Genomic DNA, 16,827 nt, shown 5'->3' with positions numbered 1-16,827 from the left:
AGATCACCTTTCGAGCCTGTTTGCAGAATGTTCACGACAGGCAAGATCGGTGCGCTTCTTGTCGCTTGCTCGCTCGCTGGAGTGAAGTCGTGCTGCCTTCCCGGCTGTTGCACCACCCCCGTCCCGCACGCCTGATGCGCCGCGCCCTGCGCGCCGTCGCCGTGCTCGTGCTCACCTCCTTCGCCGTCATGCTGACGACCGATCAGGCCTTCGCCGAGGGGCTGGAGCTCAGCCGCGTCGAGCTGCCCGGTGCCAGTGCGTCCGCGTGGGCGTCCTGGTTCACCGACCCCCACTGGGGCAAGCTGCCGCACCAGCGGTCCGGCACCGCCACGCACCACCGCCACCATGTCTCCGCCGACGTGACCGCCGCCCACCGCGGCAAGGGCCACGCCCCCGGCAAGGGCCGCGGTGAACTGCCCGCGTACCACGCGCACACTCCGTCCGTGAAGAAGGGACGCAGCGCGGGCGCCGCCGGTTTCAACGCCAAGACCAGCAAGCGCAACGCCACCAAGTCCTCGCGCACCGAGACCGTCTACGACAACGCCGACGGGTCCGTCACCCGCCGGCTGTCCCAGACGCCGGTCAACTACCAGGTCAGCAAGGGAAGATGGGCCCCCATCGACGTGGACGTGCGGGCCGGACCGGACGGCCGCTGGCACGAGAAGGCCAACTCCGTCGCCGTCGACTTCGCCGCCAAGGCCACCGACCCCGACCTCGCCACCCTGGCACCCGACGAGAAGCACCGCGTCTCCTACGCCCTGCGGGGCGCCGCCCCCGTCAAGGGCACCGCCGACGGCTCGACCGTCACGTACAAGGACGTCCTCGACTCCACCGACCTGCGGCTCGCGCCCACCGCGACCGGTGTGAAGGAGTCCGTGGTCCTGCGCTCCGCCGCCGCGGACAACACCTGGACCTTCCCCCTCGACCTCGAAGGCCTGAAGCCCGTCCAGCGTTCCAACGGCTGGATCGACCTCAAGAGCCCGGCCGGCAAGACCGTCGAGCGCATCCCTCCGGCGTACGCGTACGACTCGAAGGTGAACCGCCGCTCCGGTGACCCGGCCACCACCCACGACGTCACCACCGAGCTGGTCCGCGACAAGGACGGCTACGCGCTGAAGGTGACCCTCGACAGCCGCTGGCTGCACAGCGTCAAGCGCGTCTTCCCGGTCACCGTCGACCCCACCGTCCAGGACGGCTGGACCACCACCTACGCCGAGTCCGGCTACGCCGCCACCGACCGCTCCTACGAGCAGACCATCAAGGTCGGCTCGTACGACTCCGGCACCCACTCCGCGAACAGCTTCGTCAACCACTGGGACACCGCCTGGGACGGCTCCAACGCCACCGTCACCTCCGCGAGCCTGCACCTGTTCGACACCTGGGCCGCCACCTGCACCGCCGAGCGCTTCGACGTCGCCCTGGTGACCAGCGCCTGGACCCCGGAGTCCGTCACCACCTACCCGGGCCCGTCGAAGGGCGCCTCCATCGGCAACCTGACCCCGAGCGTGCCGAACGCCTGCGCCAACACCGCGGGCGACCGCGCCGTCGGCGACTGGGTGACCGTCCCCCTGACCACCTCCGCCATCCAGGGCTGGTTCAGCGGCGCCACTGAGGACAACGGCCTCGCGGTGTACGCGGCGACGAGCGACAACCTGCACTGGAAGCAGTTCGGTTCCTTCAACGACCCGGGCAAGGGCCCGTGGATCGACGTCACCTACACCGGCAACACCGCGCCCCAGCTGTACGAGCAGTTCCCCGCCGACAACGCGGTCGTGAACACCACCACGCCCACCTTCACGGCCTGGGCCGGCGGCGCCAACTCCACCAGCGGCAGCAGCAACCAGTACCTGTTCCAGGTCTACGACGCGTCCGGCACCAAGGTTGCCGACTCGGGCCTCGTCGCCACCGGCAGCTGGACCGTGCCCAGCGGCAAGCTCGCCTGGGGCAAGAACTACACCTGGACCGTCAAGGCGTACGACTCCGCCACCAACCTCTACTCCCCGGCCACGACGTACGAGCTGTCCGTCCAGGTCCCGCAGGCCGTGATCACCTCCGGTCTGTCGCAGAACAGCAGCGACCACGGCTTCGACGCGTCCATCGGCAACTACACGACCTCCGACACCGACGCCTCGATCTCCACCGTCGGCCCGTCCCTGGACGTCGAGCGTGCCTACAACTCCCGTGACCCGCGCTGGACCGGGGCGTTCGGCTCCGGCTGGTCGAGCATCTTCGACGCGAGGGCGACCGAGCAGTACACCGCCGCGGGCGCCGTCTCCAGCGTGTCCGTCACCTACCCCGACGGCTCCCAGGTCGGCTACGGCAAGAACAGCGACGGCACCTTCACGCCGGGCGGCGGACGCTTCGCCACCTTCAAGTCGGTCACCGGCGGCTACACGCTGACCGACAAGGACGACACCGTCTACACCTTCACCCAGTCCCTGGGTTCCGGCGGCTACGGCCTGACCTCCGTCACGGACGCCAACGGCCGCTCGGTGAACCTGACCTGGACCTCCGGTCACGTCAACAAGATGACCTCCGCGGTCTCGAACCGCTCCCTGTCCCTGACCTGGAGCACCCCGGCCGGCGCCCAGGCCGCGCACGTCGCCACCGTCGTCACCGACCCGGTCACCCCGGGCGACTCCGGCACCGTGCAGACGTGGACCTACGGCTACACCGGCGACCAGCTCACCAAGGTCTGCTCGCCGCTGTCGGCCACCAAGTGCACCGTGTACGGCTACACCACCGGCTCCGGCTACCAGAACGCGGCGCTCGACCTCGACCCGCACACCTTCTGGCCGCTGTCGGAGAGCTCCGGTACGACCGCCAAGGACGCGATCCTCGGCAACGAGGGCACGACCGACGCGACGTACGAGAACGTCACCCTCGGCCAGCCGGGCCCGCTGACCGGCTCCGTCGCCAAGGCCGCCGGATTCAACGGCACTTCCTCCGACATCTCGCTGCCGAAGAACCTCGGCAACGACACCGACTCCGGCGCGATCTCGCTGTGGTTCAAGACCTCGGCGGGCCCCGGTGTCCTCTACTCCTACGCCTCCCAGCCCATCGGCTCCGGCCAGGCGGGCGGCTTCTACACCCCGGCCATCTACGTCGGCACCGACGGCAAGCTGAACGCCGAGTTCTGGTACAGCGGCGGCGTCAACCCGATCGTCTCCTCCGCCTCCGTGGCCGACGGCCGCTGGCACCACGTGGTGCTGTCCGCCGCGGGCAACTCGCAGTCCCTGTACCTGGACAACACCAAGGTCGGCTCGCGCAGCGGCACCATCTCCATCCAGAGCGCGGTCGCCTTCGGCAAGAACCAGTCCTTCAACTACCTCGGCACCGGCTTCCTCGGCGGCAGCTGGCCCGACGAGCCGCACTACTCGGCGACCGAGAAGGACGGCTACGCCACCTACTTCAACGGCTCCATCGCGGACGTCGGCTGGTACAGCCGCCCGCTGGTCGCCGCCGACGTCAACTCGCTCTACACGTACGGCACGCACAGCACGAGCCTGCTCACCTCCGTCAAGCGGCCGTCCGGCAAGACGTTCGCGACGATGACGTACGACCCGAACACCACGGCGCTGACCCAGCTCACCGACGAGAACGGCGGCACGTGGGGGATGGGCACGCCCACCGTCACCGGGTCCAGCGACACCTACCGGGGCGCGGTCCTCGGCGGCGCCCCCTCCGAGTACTTCCGGCTGGGTGAGGCCGCGGGTGCGACCACGGCCGTGGACCAGGTGCGCGGCGGCAACGGCACGTACAGCACGGTGACGCTCGGCTCCACCGGCCCGTTCAGCGACCAGAAGGCGGCCACCTTCAACGGCACCAGCTCGCTGGTGACACTGCCGAGCGGTTCCATACCCGGCTCGGGCGCCGAGTCGACGAGCCTGTGGTTCAAGACGACCACCGCGGGCGGCGTCCTGCTCGGCGCGAGCAGGGACCCGCTGAGCAACGCCACCACCCCGACCGGCTACACGCCCGTGCTGTACGTGGGCAGCAGCGGCAAGCTGTACGGCGAGTACTGGTTCTCCACCGGCTCGGACAACCCCCTGGCCTCCTCGGCGGCGGTCACCGACGGCAAGTGGCACCACGTGGTGCTCTCCACCAGCGCCACCAGCCAGACGCTGTATCTCGACGGCGCCCTGGTCGGCACCCAGACCGGCACCGCGGCGATGTCCAACCAGCCGTACACCTACGTCGGCGGTGGCTTCATCGGCGGCTACTGGCCGGACGAGTCACACCACAACACGACCGACAGCACCGGGTACGCCAGCTACTTCAAGGGCTCCGTCGCCGAGGTCTCCCTCTTCCGCTCGCAGCTGTCGGACGCGGACGTCGCCCAGCAGTACGAGGCCGCGAAGAACTCCACCGGCCTGCTGCCGGTGGAGACGGTCCAGGTCACCACGCCGACGACCGCGACGCTGAAGTACACCTACGACGTCACCAACAACAACCGCGCGCTCACCGAGACCGACGCGCTCGGCAACAAGACCAGCTTCGGCTACGACACGGCCGGCTTCGAGCACACGGTCACCGACCCCAACGGGGCGATGACCATCACCGGTCACGACGTGCGCGGCAACGTGGTCTCCTCCACGTCCTGCCAGGACCAGGCCGCGAACAAGTGCAACACCGAGTACTACACGTACTACCCGGACGACACCACGGCCCAGCTGACCACCGCCGACCCGCGCAACGACCAGCTGCTGACCGAGCGCGACGGCCGCTCGGCGTCCGCGACCGACAACACCTACCTGACGTCGTACACGTACGACTCGGCGGGCAACCAGACCGCCATCACCGGCCCTGCGGTGCCCGGCTTCCCGAACGGCCGCACCACCACGACGGTCTACAGCGACGGCACGGCCACCTACCCGGCGTCCGGCGGCGGCGTGGTCCCCAAGGGCCTGCCGGTGAAGACGATCACCCCGGGCGGCGCCGTCAACCAGGTGTCGTACTCCAGCAACGGCGACGTGGCCTCCACCACCGACGCCATCGGTCTGGTCGCCACCTACGCCTATGACGGCCTGGGCCAGGTCACCAGCCAGAAGGTCGTCTCCGACACCTATCCCAGCGGCCTGGTCACCACCTACAAGTACGACGCCGCCGGCCAGGTGATCGAGGAGCACGACCCGCAGCTCACCGACCGCGTCACCGGCGCCACCCACGCCGCCGTCACCACCTCGGTCTACGACGACGACGGCAACGTCACCTCGCAGTCCGTGTCCGACGCGAGCGGCGGCGACCACGCACGCACCCAGAACTGGACCTACGACGCCTACGACCGCGTGGCCACCGAGGCCGACGCCAACGCGGCCGAGGGCGCGGTCAACGGCAACACCACGACTTACACGTACGACACCTCCGGCAACAAGACCAAGGAGGTGACGAGCGCCGGCAACGAGACCCGGTACACCTACGACGCCGAGGGCAACCTGCTCACCCAGGGCCTGATGTACACCGGCGATCCCGTCAACCCCCAGCCGGCGACCCTGCTGACGGAGTCCTCCCGGGCCTACGACCCGGCCGGACGCCTCGTGTCGATCACCGACGCGATGGGCAACACCACGGCGTACACCTACACCGACGACGGCCTGACCGCGACGGTGAAGCGGACCAGCGCCAACGGCCAGAGCACCTACACGCTGGAGTCGGACGTCTACGACGCCGCCGGCAACCTCACCCAGGCCACGTCGGACAACGGCGAGACGGTCACCAAGTACACCGTCGACGCAGCCTCCCGCACCACGTCCACCGAGCTGGACCCGACCGGCGTGGACCGCGTCTCCACGGTGTCGTACACCCCGGACGACCAGATCGCCTCCGAGAACGACCACGACGCCTCGGGCTACGACCGCACCACCACCAACACCTACGACGACATGGGCAACCTACTCAGCGAGACGCTGTACGGGGACGCCTCGGGGCATCCGGCGGGCTGGTGGAAGCTGAACCAGACGGCGGGCAGGTCGGTCACGGACTCCTCCGGTACGGGCAACACCGCAACCGCCGACCCGGGCGTGAACTGGTCGGACGACGCCGCCCAGTTCAGCGGCTCGCCCACCGGCACCGGCGATGTGATCGCAACCAACAGCCCGGTCCTTGACACCTCGTCCTCCTACACGGTCTCGGCGTGGGTGAAGCTCACCGACACCTCCACCTACCGCACCTTCGTGGCGCAGGGGGGCACCAACCGGCCCTCCTTCTACCTCCAGTACTCCAAGGCCGACAACGCCTACCGCTTCCACATAGCCAGTCAGGACGCGACCTCCCCGTCCGCGTTCTACGACGCGAAGGCGTCCACGGCGCCGACGCTGAACACCTGGACGCACCTGGTCGGCACCCTCGACACCGCCACCGGCGCGATGAAGCTGTACGTCAACGGCACGCTCGCGGGCTCGGCCACCGACCCGTCGCCGTGGACGGGCACCGGGCCGCTGTCGATCGGCGGTAGCAAGACCGCGGGCGGCACGGTCTCCGACGTGGTCGCCGGCGCCGTCTCCAACACGCAGGTCTACCAGCGCGCCCTGTCCTCCTCCGAGGTGTCCTCGCTCTACGGCAAGGGCCGCACCGGCGGCACGGTCGGCTCCTCCGACGAGCAGAAGACGACCTACGCGTACGACAAGCGCGGCCTGCCGAAGTCCATGACGGACGCGGAGAACAACACCACCGACTACGCCTACGACGAGGCGGGCAACCTCGCGGTCACCACCGCGCCCGCCGTCCAGGCCGAGCCGGACGGCACCAGCCCGGCCACCGTGCGCCCGGTCACCACCAGCGGCTTCAACACCTTCGGCGAGGCCGTCGAGGAGCAGGACCCGAGCGGCCTGGTCACCACCACGGTGTACGACGCCGAGGGCAACAAGGTCTCCGAGACCCTGCCGCCGTACACCCCGGCGGGCGCGTCCCAGCCCAACGCGGGCACCACGGTGTGGACGTACGACAGCGAGGGCAACCAGACGTCGGCGACGACGCCGGGCGGCAGGACCACGTCGTACCTGTACGACCAGCTCGGTGACGTCGCGCAGGTCACCGCGCCCGACGGCACCAAGACCCACGCCGTCTACGACGCCAACGGCGAGCAGCTCTCGGCGACGGACGCCTCGGGCGCGCAGAGCCAGGCGACGTACGACTACCTGGGCCGCCAGCTCACGCAGACGACCCTGGAGCGCTATCCGTCGACCCGGACCCTGACGGCGACCACGTCCTACGCGGTCACCACCGGCAACCCCTACGGCGCGCACGCCGCGTCGAGCACCTCACCGGGCGGCGTGACGAACACGTACGGCTACAACCGGGCCGGTGACATCACGTCGGTGACGGACGGAGCGGGCAACACCACCCGCTACGCGTACGACTTCGAGGGCAACCGGAACAAGACCACGCTGCCGGACAACACCTACTCGACGACCGACTACAACGCCGACGGCGACCCGATCACCACGCGCTCCTACGACGCCTCGGGCACCAAGCTGTGGGAGACCTCGCAGCAGTACGACGGTGTCGGCAACATGACGGCGGCGACGGACGCCAACGGCCACACCAGCCAGTTCACCTACGACGCGGCCGGCACGATCACGCAGGAGGTCCAGCCGGTCGACGCGACGACGTCGATCACGACGACCTTCGGCTACGACGCGTCCGGCAACCGCACCCGGTTCACCGACGGACGCGGCAACTCCTGGCGGTACACGTACACGCCGTGGGGCCAGCAGGAGAAGGTGATCGAGCCGACCACCGCGCAGTACACCTCGGCGGCCGACACGACGACCACCTTCGCCTACGACGCGGACGGCCAGACGACGAACGTCACGCTGCCGGGCGGCACCACGACGGCGATGACGTACGACGTCAACGGCCAGCTGAAGACGATGACCGGCGCGGGCGCCGACGCGGCGACGGCCAAGCGGAGCTTCACCTACGACGCCGTCGGCCGCGTGCTGTCGGCCGACACGGACGAGGCGGGCATCACGGGCGCGGAGGACCACCAGGCCGCCACGCACAACGCGTTCACCTACGACGACCGCAGCGACCTGCTGACGACGTCGGGATCCGCGGGCACGTCCAGCTTCGCGTACAACAACGACGGCGCGATGACCTCGCGCACGGACGCCGCGGGCACGACGAGTTACGGCTACGACACGGCCGGCCGTCTGTCGACGCTGAACGACGGGGCGACGGGCACGCAGCTGACGTACACGTACGGGCAGTTGAACGAGCTGCGGTCGGTGAAGTACGGCGCGACGGGCCAGACCCGCACCTTCAACTACAACACCGAACACGAGCTGACCAGCGACACGCTGGTCCAGGGCGCGTCGACGCTGGCGAGCTTCGCCTACGGCTACGACGACAACGGCAACCTGACGTCGAAGACGACGACGGGTGTGTCGGGAGCCTCGTCCAACACCTACGGCTACGACTGGGCGAACCGCCTCACGTCGTGGAACAACGGTACGAACACGACGACTTACGGCTACGACGCCTCGGGCAACCGCATCCGCAACGGCGCGGACGTCTACACGTACGACGCGCGTGATCAGCTCACGTCCGACGGCACCAAGACGTACTCCTACTCGGCGCGCGGCTCGATGACGCAGGAGTCGTCGGCCGGCGGCGGCACGGTGGCGTACAAGACGGACGCCTTCGGCTCGCAGATCGTGGCGGGCGACCAGTCCTACACACAGGACGCGATGGGCCGGAACGTGTCCGACAGGGACACGTCGGACGGCTCCACGAGGACGTTCACCTACTCGGGCGCGGACAACACGATCGCCTCCGACGGCGACAACACGTACACGTACGACCCGGCGGGCGGCGTGGTCGGCATCAAGCCGACGGCCGGCGGTGCTGTGCTGGCCCTGACGGACCAACACAGCGATGTGGTGGGCACGTTCACGTCGGGCGCGACGGCGCTGGCGGGTTCGGCGTCGTACGACCCGCTGGGCAAGGTGGTCTCGACGTCGTCGCTGACCGGTCACCTGGGCTTCCAGTCGGGTTGGACGGAGCCGGGTTCTGGTGATGTCGGTACGGCATCGCGCTGGTACAACCCGGACACGGGGCAGTTCCGGAACAAGGACAGCATCTCGCTGAACCCGGTGCCGAACTCGGTCTCGGCGAACCCGTTCGCGTACGTCGATGACAACCCGCTTGCGGGTACGGACGAGTCGGGCAACTGCTCCTGGTACGACGTGGTGTGCGGCGCGAAGAAGGCCGCCCATCATGTGGCGCACGCCGTGAAGCATGTGGCGCACGCCGTGAAGCATGTGGCGCACCGGGTTTACCACGCGGCCAAGCACGTGGCCCGCAAGGTCGTCCACGCAGTCAAGCACGCGGCCCGCAAGGTCGTTCACCACGTGCGCGACGTCTACCGCGCCACGGTCCGGGTGGTGCACCGCGTCTACCACTACACGGTCCGGCACGTCAGACGCGCGTATCACCGGGTGGTGCACGCGGTCCATTCCGCCTACCACAAGGTCTCGCACGCGGTGCATCGCGTGGTGCATGCGGTGAAGAAGGCGGCGCACAAGGTCGCGCATGTGGTGAAGAAGGCCGCGCACGCGGTCGCGCATGCGGCCAGGACGGCGTACCACGCCACGGTCAAGGCTGTGAAGACGGCGGCGAAGTACGCCAAGCACCACGCGGCGGCGATCACCTCCTTCGTGGTGTCGACGGCGGTCTTCGCGGGTTGCGAGGCACTGACGGCGGGCGTCGGCTCCATCGGCTGTGCTGCGGCCGCGGGTGCGGCGGGTGCCCTGGTGGAGCAGGGCTTCGCGTGTGCGGAGAACGGCGGTGACGACTGCAGCGTGGGCGCGTTCGCGGGCTCGGCGGTGACGGGTGCTGTCGCCGGCGCCGTGGGCGGCATCCTCGGCAAGATAGGCGGCTCCTTGCTGGCGAAGGCGGCGCCGAAGGCGATGAAGGTCGTCGGCGGGCTGTTCGGCAAGGGGGCGACGGAAGCGGAGGAAACGGCAGCCACGGATGCCACGGAGGCGGCGGCTTCGCGGGCTGAATCGGAGGGAGCTGGGACGAGGGCTCAGTCGCACTCGGATGACGCCGGCGAGGCGGCGGAGGAGTCCGGTGGCAGCTGCCCGATCCGGCCGCACAGCTTCACCGGCTCGACCAGGGTCCTGATGGCCGACGGCACGACGAAGGCGATCGACCAGGTCAAGGTCGGTGACACGGTCGCCAACTCTGTGCCGGGCGCGAAGGGTACGGAGGCGCACAAGGTCACCGACGTGATCGTGACGCGCACGGACCACGACTTCGTGGACGTGGCCATCAAGGACACTGGTAAGTCCGCCGGTAAGAGGTTGAAGACCGGTGTGAAGGCCGTGGCCAAGAAGGCGGCCCGCAAGGCGGCGTTCGGCCTGGCGGCCTCGGCAGCGGTCCTGGGTGCCCTGTCCGGCGGCCACGGCCACGGCCACGGCGTCGGGCACGAGCCGGCCACGGCGCCGGTGGCGTCGGTCAGCACGACCAACCGCGATGCCCACCTCACGACGACCTTCCACCACCCGTTCTACGACGAGACCCAATCGGCCTTCGTCGAGGCCAAGGACCTCAAGCCCGGCGACGTTCTCCAGACTCCGGCCGGCACGGCTGAGGTCACTGGTGTCCGCCTCTACCACGCGAACACCGTCACCTACGACCTCACCATCGGCACCCTCCACACGTACTATGTGGAAGCTGGCAGCACCCCAGTACTCGTCCACAACTGCAACGACGCCGGCGAAGCAGAAGTCAGGATTCCTGACTGGGCCACGGACGACCAGGTCAAGCAGTTTAAGGCGTATGTTGACGCGGCGAACGATGCAATTGACAAGGGGTTGTTGTCGCCTACGGGTCGTGTGTCCACGAAGGGTGCCGTCCGTAGGGCGGCGGCACGCGAGGCAAAGGCGGAACGGGCCCGTGCCGAAGCTGCAGGTACGCCGTACCAGGGAGTTGCCGGCCATGCACCGGATGCCATGTGGCTCGGACATGGAAAGCCCCCTACCTGGATCGACATGGATTTGAAGGTAAACAGCAGTCTCTCGGGCCAGGGTCAACGGTGCCCTGTGGGATGCACCCCGAAGAAATTCGTCATCGTGGATGAGAGGGGCGGCCAATGATTAACTGGCGCGATGAAATGCAAAGGATGGTCGATGCCAGGGATCGGGTCCAAGAGGTCGACGCCAATAGTCTGTGGCGTTACGAAGAGCCCAGGTCACCTGCGAGCCCCGAACGTCTACGGGAGGTGGCCGTGGGACTCGGTCACAGTCTTGACAGCGAATATGCCTCGTTCCTGCTCCAGGCTGATGGTTGGCCTGCGCTCATGCAGGACGTAGACCTGTTCGGCACCGCAGAGCTACTGGGCGCGCGCATGGACATGGCACGCGAACTGCTGACGACGCTCGAAACAGAGGGCCTGAAGACCTCAGGGCTCGATCAGGATGTTCTCCTGCCGATCGCTGCTTCCACGACAGCCATCGACTTCTTTGCGATGCCGCTGACGGGCGATAAGTTCCCGGCTCCTGTGATTTGGTTTGCCGGTGCGGAGGTGGAACGGTACTCGTCGTTTCTTGATTTCTTCAGGGCGATGATCGAGGAGAATCTGAGTGAGGCTAATGAGCTAGGCGCCGAGAAATAGACCGGCTCATTCGGTAGATCTCTACAGGAGGCCAGGCGTTCCGACTCTCCCGTCGAGACGCCTGGCCTCCTGTATGGAGGGTGGCAGCATTGCCTTCCTTTCCAGGTAGTCATCCCGGTGGAGGGTGCCGATGGTGAGGTGATATGTTGCGGTATCGCCTGGTACAGGCACACTCTCCATACGACGAGGGAGAGTCGGTGTGGCAGACGTTCGACGTGAGTCTGACCCGGGCGCGGAGATTGTCCGCTCTGGCTTTGTCGGATTCCGCTTTCGCGGAGGAAGAGCGTTCCTGGCAGGAAGCTGACAAGCGTGCCCTTGTACACAGCGCGGCGGATCCGGCGGAGCTCTCCCGCCACCTGGATCTGCTGAGGAGCGGATTCGGGGAGACTCGGTTGGTGCTGGCAGAGCTCGTGGAGGAGTTGGGGTGGGAACCGGTCGGGCCGTGCGGCTGCCGTGACGGTCATGTCGAGTGGGCGGACGCGAGCGGGGGCTCGGGCAGGCTCGCGCTGAGCGACGAGTCAGTGCCGCCTTTTGAGGAACTCAGCGCTCGTGACGGTCTCTGGGGTGAGGAACCACTGCGCGGCACTTTGATGGGCAGCGGGCCAAGGCCAAGATGAAGCCTTATCGGCCGTTCCTGCCGTTTTGAGAATCAGGTCTGGGTGGCCCCCCATTGGCGAGATCGAAGGGGGGACCCGGAACCGAACTGGGTGCGTTGCGAGGCCTCCTCCTGCTGGTCGTGCGTGTCGTCGCCGACGGCAGGATCTTCGTAGGCGGGTGCTGGCAGGCGGGCGCCCCGGCTGATCGCGATCTGGCGCACCTGTGTCAGCGCTTCGTTCAACTGGATGGTGAGCAGGTGCAGTTCGCCGGACGTCCACTGGCGGCTGTCCAGTACGCGCTGAGCTTCCTGGAGGATTTCGCCGGCCAGGTCGAGCTGCGCCGACTCCACGTTGTCCGCGAGCCGGGATACATAGCCGGTTCCGTCGCCCGCGAGATAGCAGGGCTTTCCCTCTGGCCCAGCCCAGGGCAGCAGGCGCAGCCGATCCGGCGGGCTCACCATGTTCGTACGTCTGGTTCGAAGATGCGGGCGCTGCGGTGCGGCATGTCGACGCTCCTTGTCAGCATTGGCGATGCCCCTGGACCGTTCGCCCGGTCAAAGGGGTCCGACGAGACGTCAGCCTGCCGACAACCGGTGCACGGCAGTTGCACCGAAGGGTGCAACTGCCGTGCCAGGGATCTGCTACATCCCGACCCACTCCGCGTAATGCGCCAGAGAGCCGTTGCGGGTTCGTTCCTGCCGCCTGAGGGCCAGTACGGCTTCTCGCACGGTCGGGTGGTAGCGCGTTTGCTGCGGGGCGATGCGCCGGGCCTGGCGCAGGCAGTCCAGCGCCTGCTCCGGCTGACCCGCCCAGGTGTGGGCCCGGCCGAGGTCCATCCAGTGGTGCCCGGCCCTGGAGCGGGTCCAGCCGCGTGGGATGCGAACGTTCTCGGCGAGTTCGATCGCGCGCCCGAAGTCGTCGGCCTCCGAAGCGATGGCCACCGCGTGCACGCCGACGTTCACCGGCCCCCAGGTGACGCCGAAGTCGGGCAACTCGCCTGTGGCCTGGGCAAGGGCACGAGCCTCGGCCAGGCGGGCGTCGGCGTGGTCCTTGTCCTTCATGCGACCTGCGATGGTCGCGGCGCGCAGGTGCAGCATCCCCCGCATGGCCTCAATGCCCGCCGGGCGGCGTGATTCCTGGCCATCGAGGTCCCGCAGAGCACGGTCGACCACCCGCAGCCCCACGTCGTACCGCCCGGACGACATCGTGGTCTGCGCACGAAGAAAGGCGTGCATGGCGGCCAGTCCCGGCTCGTCGGCGCGCGGTGCGCTCCACGCGAGCCGGTCCAGTGCGACGGTCGCGAGATCCAGGAAGCCGAGCTTCCACGCCACGGTGAACACGCATCGGAAGGTCTCCGCCAAACACTCGAAAGCCAGCCGCTGTTCTTCCCCGGTACTGGTGTGCGCTGCGTGCACTGACTCGTCGATCAGCGCTGGCAGGTCGCGCACCATGTCCGTGTACTGCGCCTGACGGCGCTGCTCCAGCGCCCGCTGAACGTCCGCCCAGATCAACGCGGCCGGGCGCGGAGCCGTCTCCCAGTCCAGAGCGATGTCCCAGTTCTCCAGCCCTTCACGAATCGGCTGGATCAGCGCATCCATCCGGTCCCGGCGAAGTTCGTCAGCGTACGGCTGCCCCAGCAGTTCGGACGTGGAAACACCGAGTGCGCGAGCACAGGCAGCGACAAGAGCCGGAGAGGCGGGCTTCTGCCCGCATTCCACCTTCGACAACAGCGACTTCGACACGTGCGCCCGCATCGCCAGCCCCTGCTGCGTCAGGCCGCGTTGCTTTCGGATGCGGGCGATCCGAGCGCCGGTGTGCTCCGCGATGCTGTGCGACACAGCGAACTCCGTTCTGCGGCGACACTCAAACGGTACCCGTGCCACGTCGGCCGTATCAGCCGATGTCGACGGTCGGCGGTGCTGTGCTGGCCCTGACGGACCAGCACAGCGATGTGGTGGGCACGTTCGCCTCGGGTGCGACGACGCTGGCGGGCTCGGCGTCGTACGACCCGCTGGGCAAGGTGGTCTCGACCAGCTCGCTGACGGGCCACCTGGGCTTCCAGTCGGGTTGGACGGAGCCGGGCTCGGGTGATGTCGGTACGGCGTCGCGTTGGTACAACCCGGACACGGGCCAGTTCCGGAACAAGGACAGCATTTCGACTACACGCGCTAGCGGAAAGCTGGTTAAGTTTGACCATGGACATTGCTGCGAAGCTGTCCGCGCTCCCCAACGCAGTGCCACTCCCGGGCGTCCCGGACGCCTGGGAGTGGTCCCCTGCCCCCGGGTTCGTACTGCTGGCGGCTCTGAGCTCGGACCGCCGGCATGCGTTCAGGCTGAACACCAAGGACTCGTACGACGCGGAAATGTGCCGTGCTGTCCTTGACTTTGTGCGCGAGCGCGAGGACGAGGTCATCGGTCGGCCTGAACCGTTGATCGCATTGACCGGCTTCTCGTGGGCGGGTCGGGAGTTTGATGCGGTCGGCCGCGTCAGGCCGGAGGCTCACCGGCTCTTCCCGAAGGATCCGGGCCTCAACGAGGTCGTATTCGGGGTGTTTCCTGGATATTCCGTCGAAATTTCGGGTGCCGAATCGGTCGACCAGGCCGCCGAGCGGTACGGCCGTATGCTCAGGTCTTCGGACATGAATCGTGAGCCCAGCCCTTACGTGCTGGTCCGCTTCGACAATCCGAAGACAGGTGCCGGGACGATCGGTGAACAGCCCGTGTTCATTTCGCCTGACTACCTGGTGCACGAGTTGCGGCTCCTGGAAGGTGTTGAGGGTGCCTACCTTCAGCTCTGGAATCATCGGAATGAACAGTGGGACGTTCGATGGGACGGGCTGTGGCGTGTCACATGCGGAGAACTCCAACTGGCCATGTCAGCAGGGGAGATCTCCGCATGGGGGGCTGAGGTAATCCGCTGATGCCGACCTCGCCGGAGGGCCCGCCGGATCATCCGGCGGGCCCTCACGCGTCTCATGAGAACGCGGGCAACGCGTAGAGGTGAATCCATCGCAGATCGCCTGGTGTTCGCCACTGAAGTGCTCGACTTCCTTAGAGGACGCTGGAATGACTCGTCCCGGCTCCACTGACGGATACAGCAGTTCGCTTTCACCGCTTCCCAGGCGTCACGCTTGATGATTGACCTGACAGGCGAACGCCAGGGGAGAAGGGATCAACAGCGTGATCAGGCTCGTCGCCCGCAACGCGTTCGCCTTTCGCAACGCTGACAACCAGCGGCTGTGGACACGCTGCGTCACCACCCGCCGAGCCCGCGGACACCTCCGCACCGCTCAACTTTGAAGACCCGGCAATGTGCAGAGGCCCGCCGTGCATGCATGCTGATGTCCGCCAACAGAAACGGGGGCATCAGTGGAAGGAACCACAACCCGCAGCGTGGCACGTGCACGCATGGGATCGGGTCTGGCGGTGACGGTTCTTCTGCTGCCTCTCGGTGGCTACGGACTGGCCAGGGTGGAGGTAGCCCCAGAAGGCACACCCATCGTGCTCGGACTGCTGTCAGTGATCGCCAGCGCCATCTTCCTGCCCGCACTGTGCGAGGAGCGAGCCCCGTTCCGGCACTCTTCGTCCCACCTGACTGCGCGCACCTTGACCGGCGAGCGGTCCGTCGACCTCAACCGGATCACCTCAGTCCGACTGCTGACGACCTTCTCGTACGGCAGCGCGTACCGGACCCTGTTGGTGCGCGACGCCGACGGTGCGCGCCTGGGTATCACGACCGAGAGAAGCCGCAGGAAACTACGCCGAGCGATCGAGAAGGCGGACGCGAACGCCGCGCGAGGTGTCACCAGACCCCATGTGAGCCGTGCGGCCCGGGCGCATCTGGGCCTTGCCGCAGGAGGACTCGTCGCCCATACCGTTCTCGCCTTTCTGCTTCTGACCGTGGCCGGGAGCCTGTACGTGGTTGCTGTACTCCGACTCGGCGGACAGTAAGCCCTCTCCGTAGTGAACTGACGAGCCCGCCACAGCCACTCGTGATCACGATCTAAGGCTGGAGTGCTAGCCAGCCCTCCCCACGCTTGCTACGCCGGGGTTTCGCGGCTGATCATGGCTGGATGAGAGCCGAAGTGCAGACGTTTGTCGCTGATGGCCTCTTGCCTGATGACGACGGCGACGAGGGGGAGATCGAGCGACGGGTCAGGCAGCTCGAGGCCATCCGTCGGCCTGTCACGACGGAGGAAGCGCATGCGCTGGCCACCTGCTTCGGCCCGGACGACTGCTTCGGCGTCGCGTGGTCGCTGGTCCACCTCATCGAGACGGCCCCGGGACCACTGCCGTCAGTGACCCGCCCCGGCCCCAACTCCGATGATTGGCAGCACACACTCTGGAGCCGTTGGGGAGTCTGAGGGTTTCCTCTACGACGAGCGGGCCTGCTGTTCGTCTCTGCACCTCGGTCGACAGGCAGTCGGCACATCTGGCGATCTCTGAAGATTTACTGCCCCTTGGGGAAAACTTGTGAACTCCCGGGGCTGAAGTTTCCCGCGCGCGGTGACAACGTCGGTTACCTTGCGATCCGCTCCGCAGGTCAGGAACGCGTCAAGCGCCGATCCGGAGCAACTACATCGTCGTCGGTGGACGCGCCCGCTGCGCGTC

General features: G+C 67.7%; 8 protein-coding genes. 5 read left to right on the top strand and 3 right to left on the bottom strand.

All coding sequences use genetic code 11. The features are described 5' to 3' along the window. Positions 1–89 precede the first annotated feature (89 nt). Both QFZ74_RS12935 and QFZ74_RS12930 read left to right on the top strand, forming a co-directional pair. Positions 90–11,102 carry a LamG-like jellyroll fold domain-containing protein gene (locus QFZ74_RS12935; protein ID WP_307620966.1) on the top strand — a complete coding sequence of 3,671 codons (11,013 nt, stop codon included), beginning with the start codon at positions 90–92 and terminating at the stop codon, positions 11,100–11,102. Further along, entirely contained in the window at positions 11,099–11,620 is a 522-nt protein-coding gene (locus QFZ74_RS12930) for an SMI1/KNR4 family protein (protein WP_307620965.1), read from the top strand. Before QFZ74_RS12935 ends, QFZ74_RS12930 begins: the two co-directional genes overlap by 4 nt. 649 nt (positions 11,621–12,269) lie before the next feature. On the opposite strand, the gene QFZ74_RS12925 is transcribed toward QFZ74_RS12930, so the two are convergent. The 3 genes from QFZ74_RS12925 to QFZ74_RS12915 all read right to left on the bottom strand — a co-directional run bounded on the left by QFZ74_RS12925 (position 12,270) and on the right by QFZ74_RS12915 (position 14,343). Beyond that, complete coding sequence (locus tag QFZ74_RS12925; protein WP_307620964.1) at positions 12,270–12,677, bottom strand: hypothetical protein; 408 nt, start codon at positions 12,675–12,677, stop codon at positions 12,270–12,272. Positions 12,678–12,857: 180 nt separating this feature from the next. Further along, the gene (locus QFZ74_RS12920) at positions 12,858–14,054 is read right to left on the bottom strand and encodes a helix-turn-helix domain-containing protein (RefSeq protein ID WP_307620963.1); all 1,197 of its coding nucleotides are present in this window, start codon (positions 14,052–14,054) and stop codon (positions 12,858–12,860) included. A gap of 55 nt (positions 14,055–14,109) precedes the next feature. After that, positions 14,110–14,343 carry a hypothetical protein gene (locus tag QFZ74_RS12915; RefSeq protein WP_307620962.1) on the bottom strand — a complete coding sequence of 78 codons (234 nt, stop codon included), beginning with the start codon at positions 14,341–14,343 and terminating at the stop codon, positions 14,110–14,112. A gap of 68 nt (positions 14,344–14,411) precedes the next feature. On the opposite strand from QFZ74_RS12915, the gene QFZ74_RS12910 reads away from it, so the two are divergent. The 3 genes from QFZ74_RS12910 (at position 14,412) to QFZ74_RS12900 (ending at position 16,580) form a co-directional block, all read left to right on the top strand. Next, complete coding sequence (locus QFZ74_RS12910; protein WP_307620961.1) at positions 14,412–15,137, top strand: hypothetical protein; 726 nt, start codon at positions 14,412–14,414, stop codon at positions 15,135–15,137. A 472-nt stretch (positions 15,138–15,609) separates the two neighbouring features. Further along, positions 15,610–16,167, top strand: a complete 558-nt coding sequence (locus tag QFZ74_RS12905; RefSeq protein ID WP_307620960.1) for a hypothetical protein — start codon at positions 15,610–15,612, stop codon at positions 16,165–16,167. A gap of 122 nt (positions 16,168–16,289) precedes the next feature. Further along, the gene (locus QFZ74_RS12900) at positions 16,290–16,580 is read left to right on the top strand and encodes a hypothetical protein (RefSeq protein ID WP_307620959.1); all 291 of its coding nucleotides are present in this window, start codon (positions 16,290–16,292) and stop codon (positions 16,578–16,580) included. Positions 16,581–16,827 lie beyond the last annotated feature (247 nt).

It is taken from the genome of Streptomyces sp. V3I7 (assembly GCF_030817495.1).
Lineage (GTDB): Bacteria > Actinomycetota > Actinomycetes > Streptomycetales > Streptomycetaceae > Streptomyces.
This window is presented reverse-complemented; position numbering and strand designations above follow the sequence as displayed.

Bases quoted from the DNA above. Each gene is read 5' to 3' on its own strand.
- QFZ74_RS12930 (WP_307620965.1), top strand. From the start codon at position 11,099: ATGATTAACTGGCGCGATGAAATGCAAAGGATGGTCGATGCCAGGGAT.
- QFZ74_RS12925 (WP_307620964.1), bottom strand. From the start codon at position 12,677: ATGGTGAGCCCGCCGGATCGGCTGCGCCTGCTGCCCTGGGCTGGGCCA.
- QFZ74_RS12910 (WP_307620961.1), top strand. From the start codon at position 14,412: ATGGACATTGCTGCGAAGCTGTCCGCGCTCCCCAACGCAGTGCCACTC.
- QFZ74_RS12900 (WP_307620959.1), top strand. From the start codon at position 16,290: ATGAGAGCCGAAGTGCAGACGTTTGTCGCTGATGGCCTCTTGCCTGAT.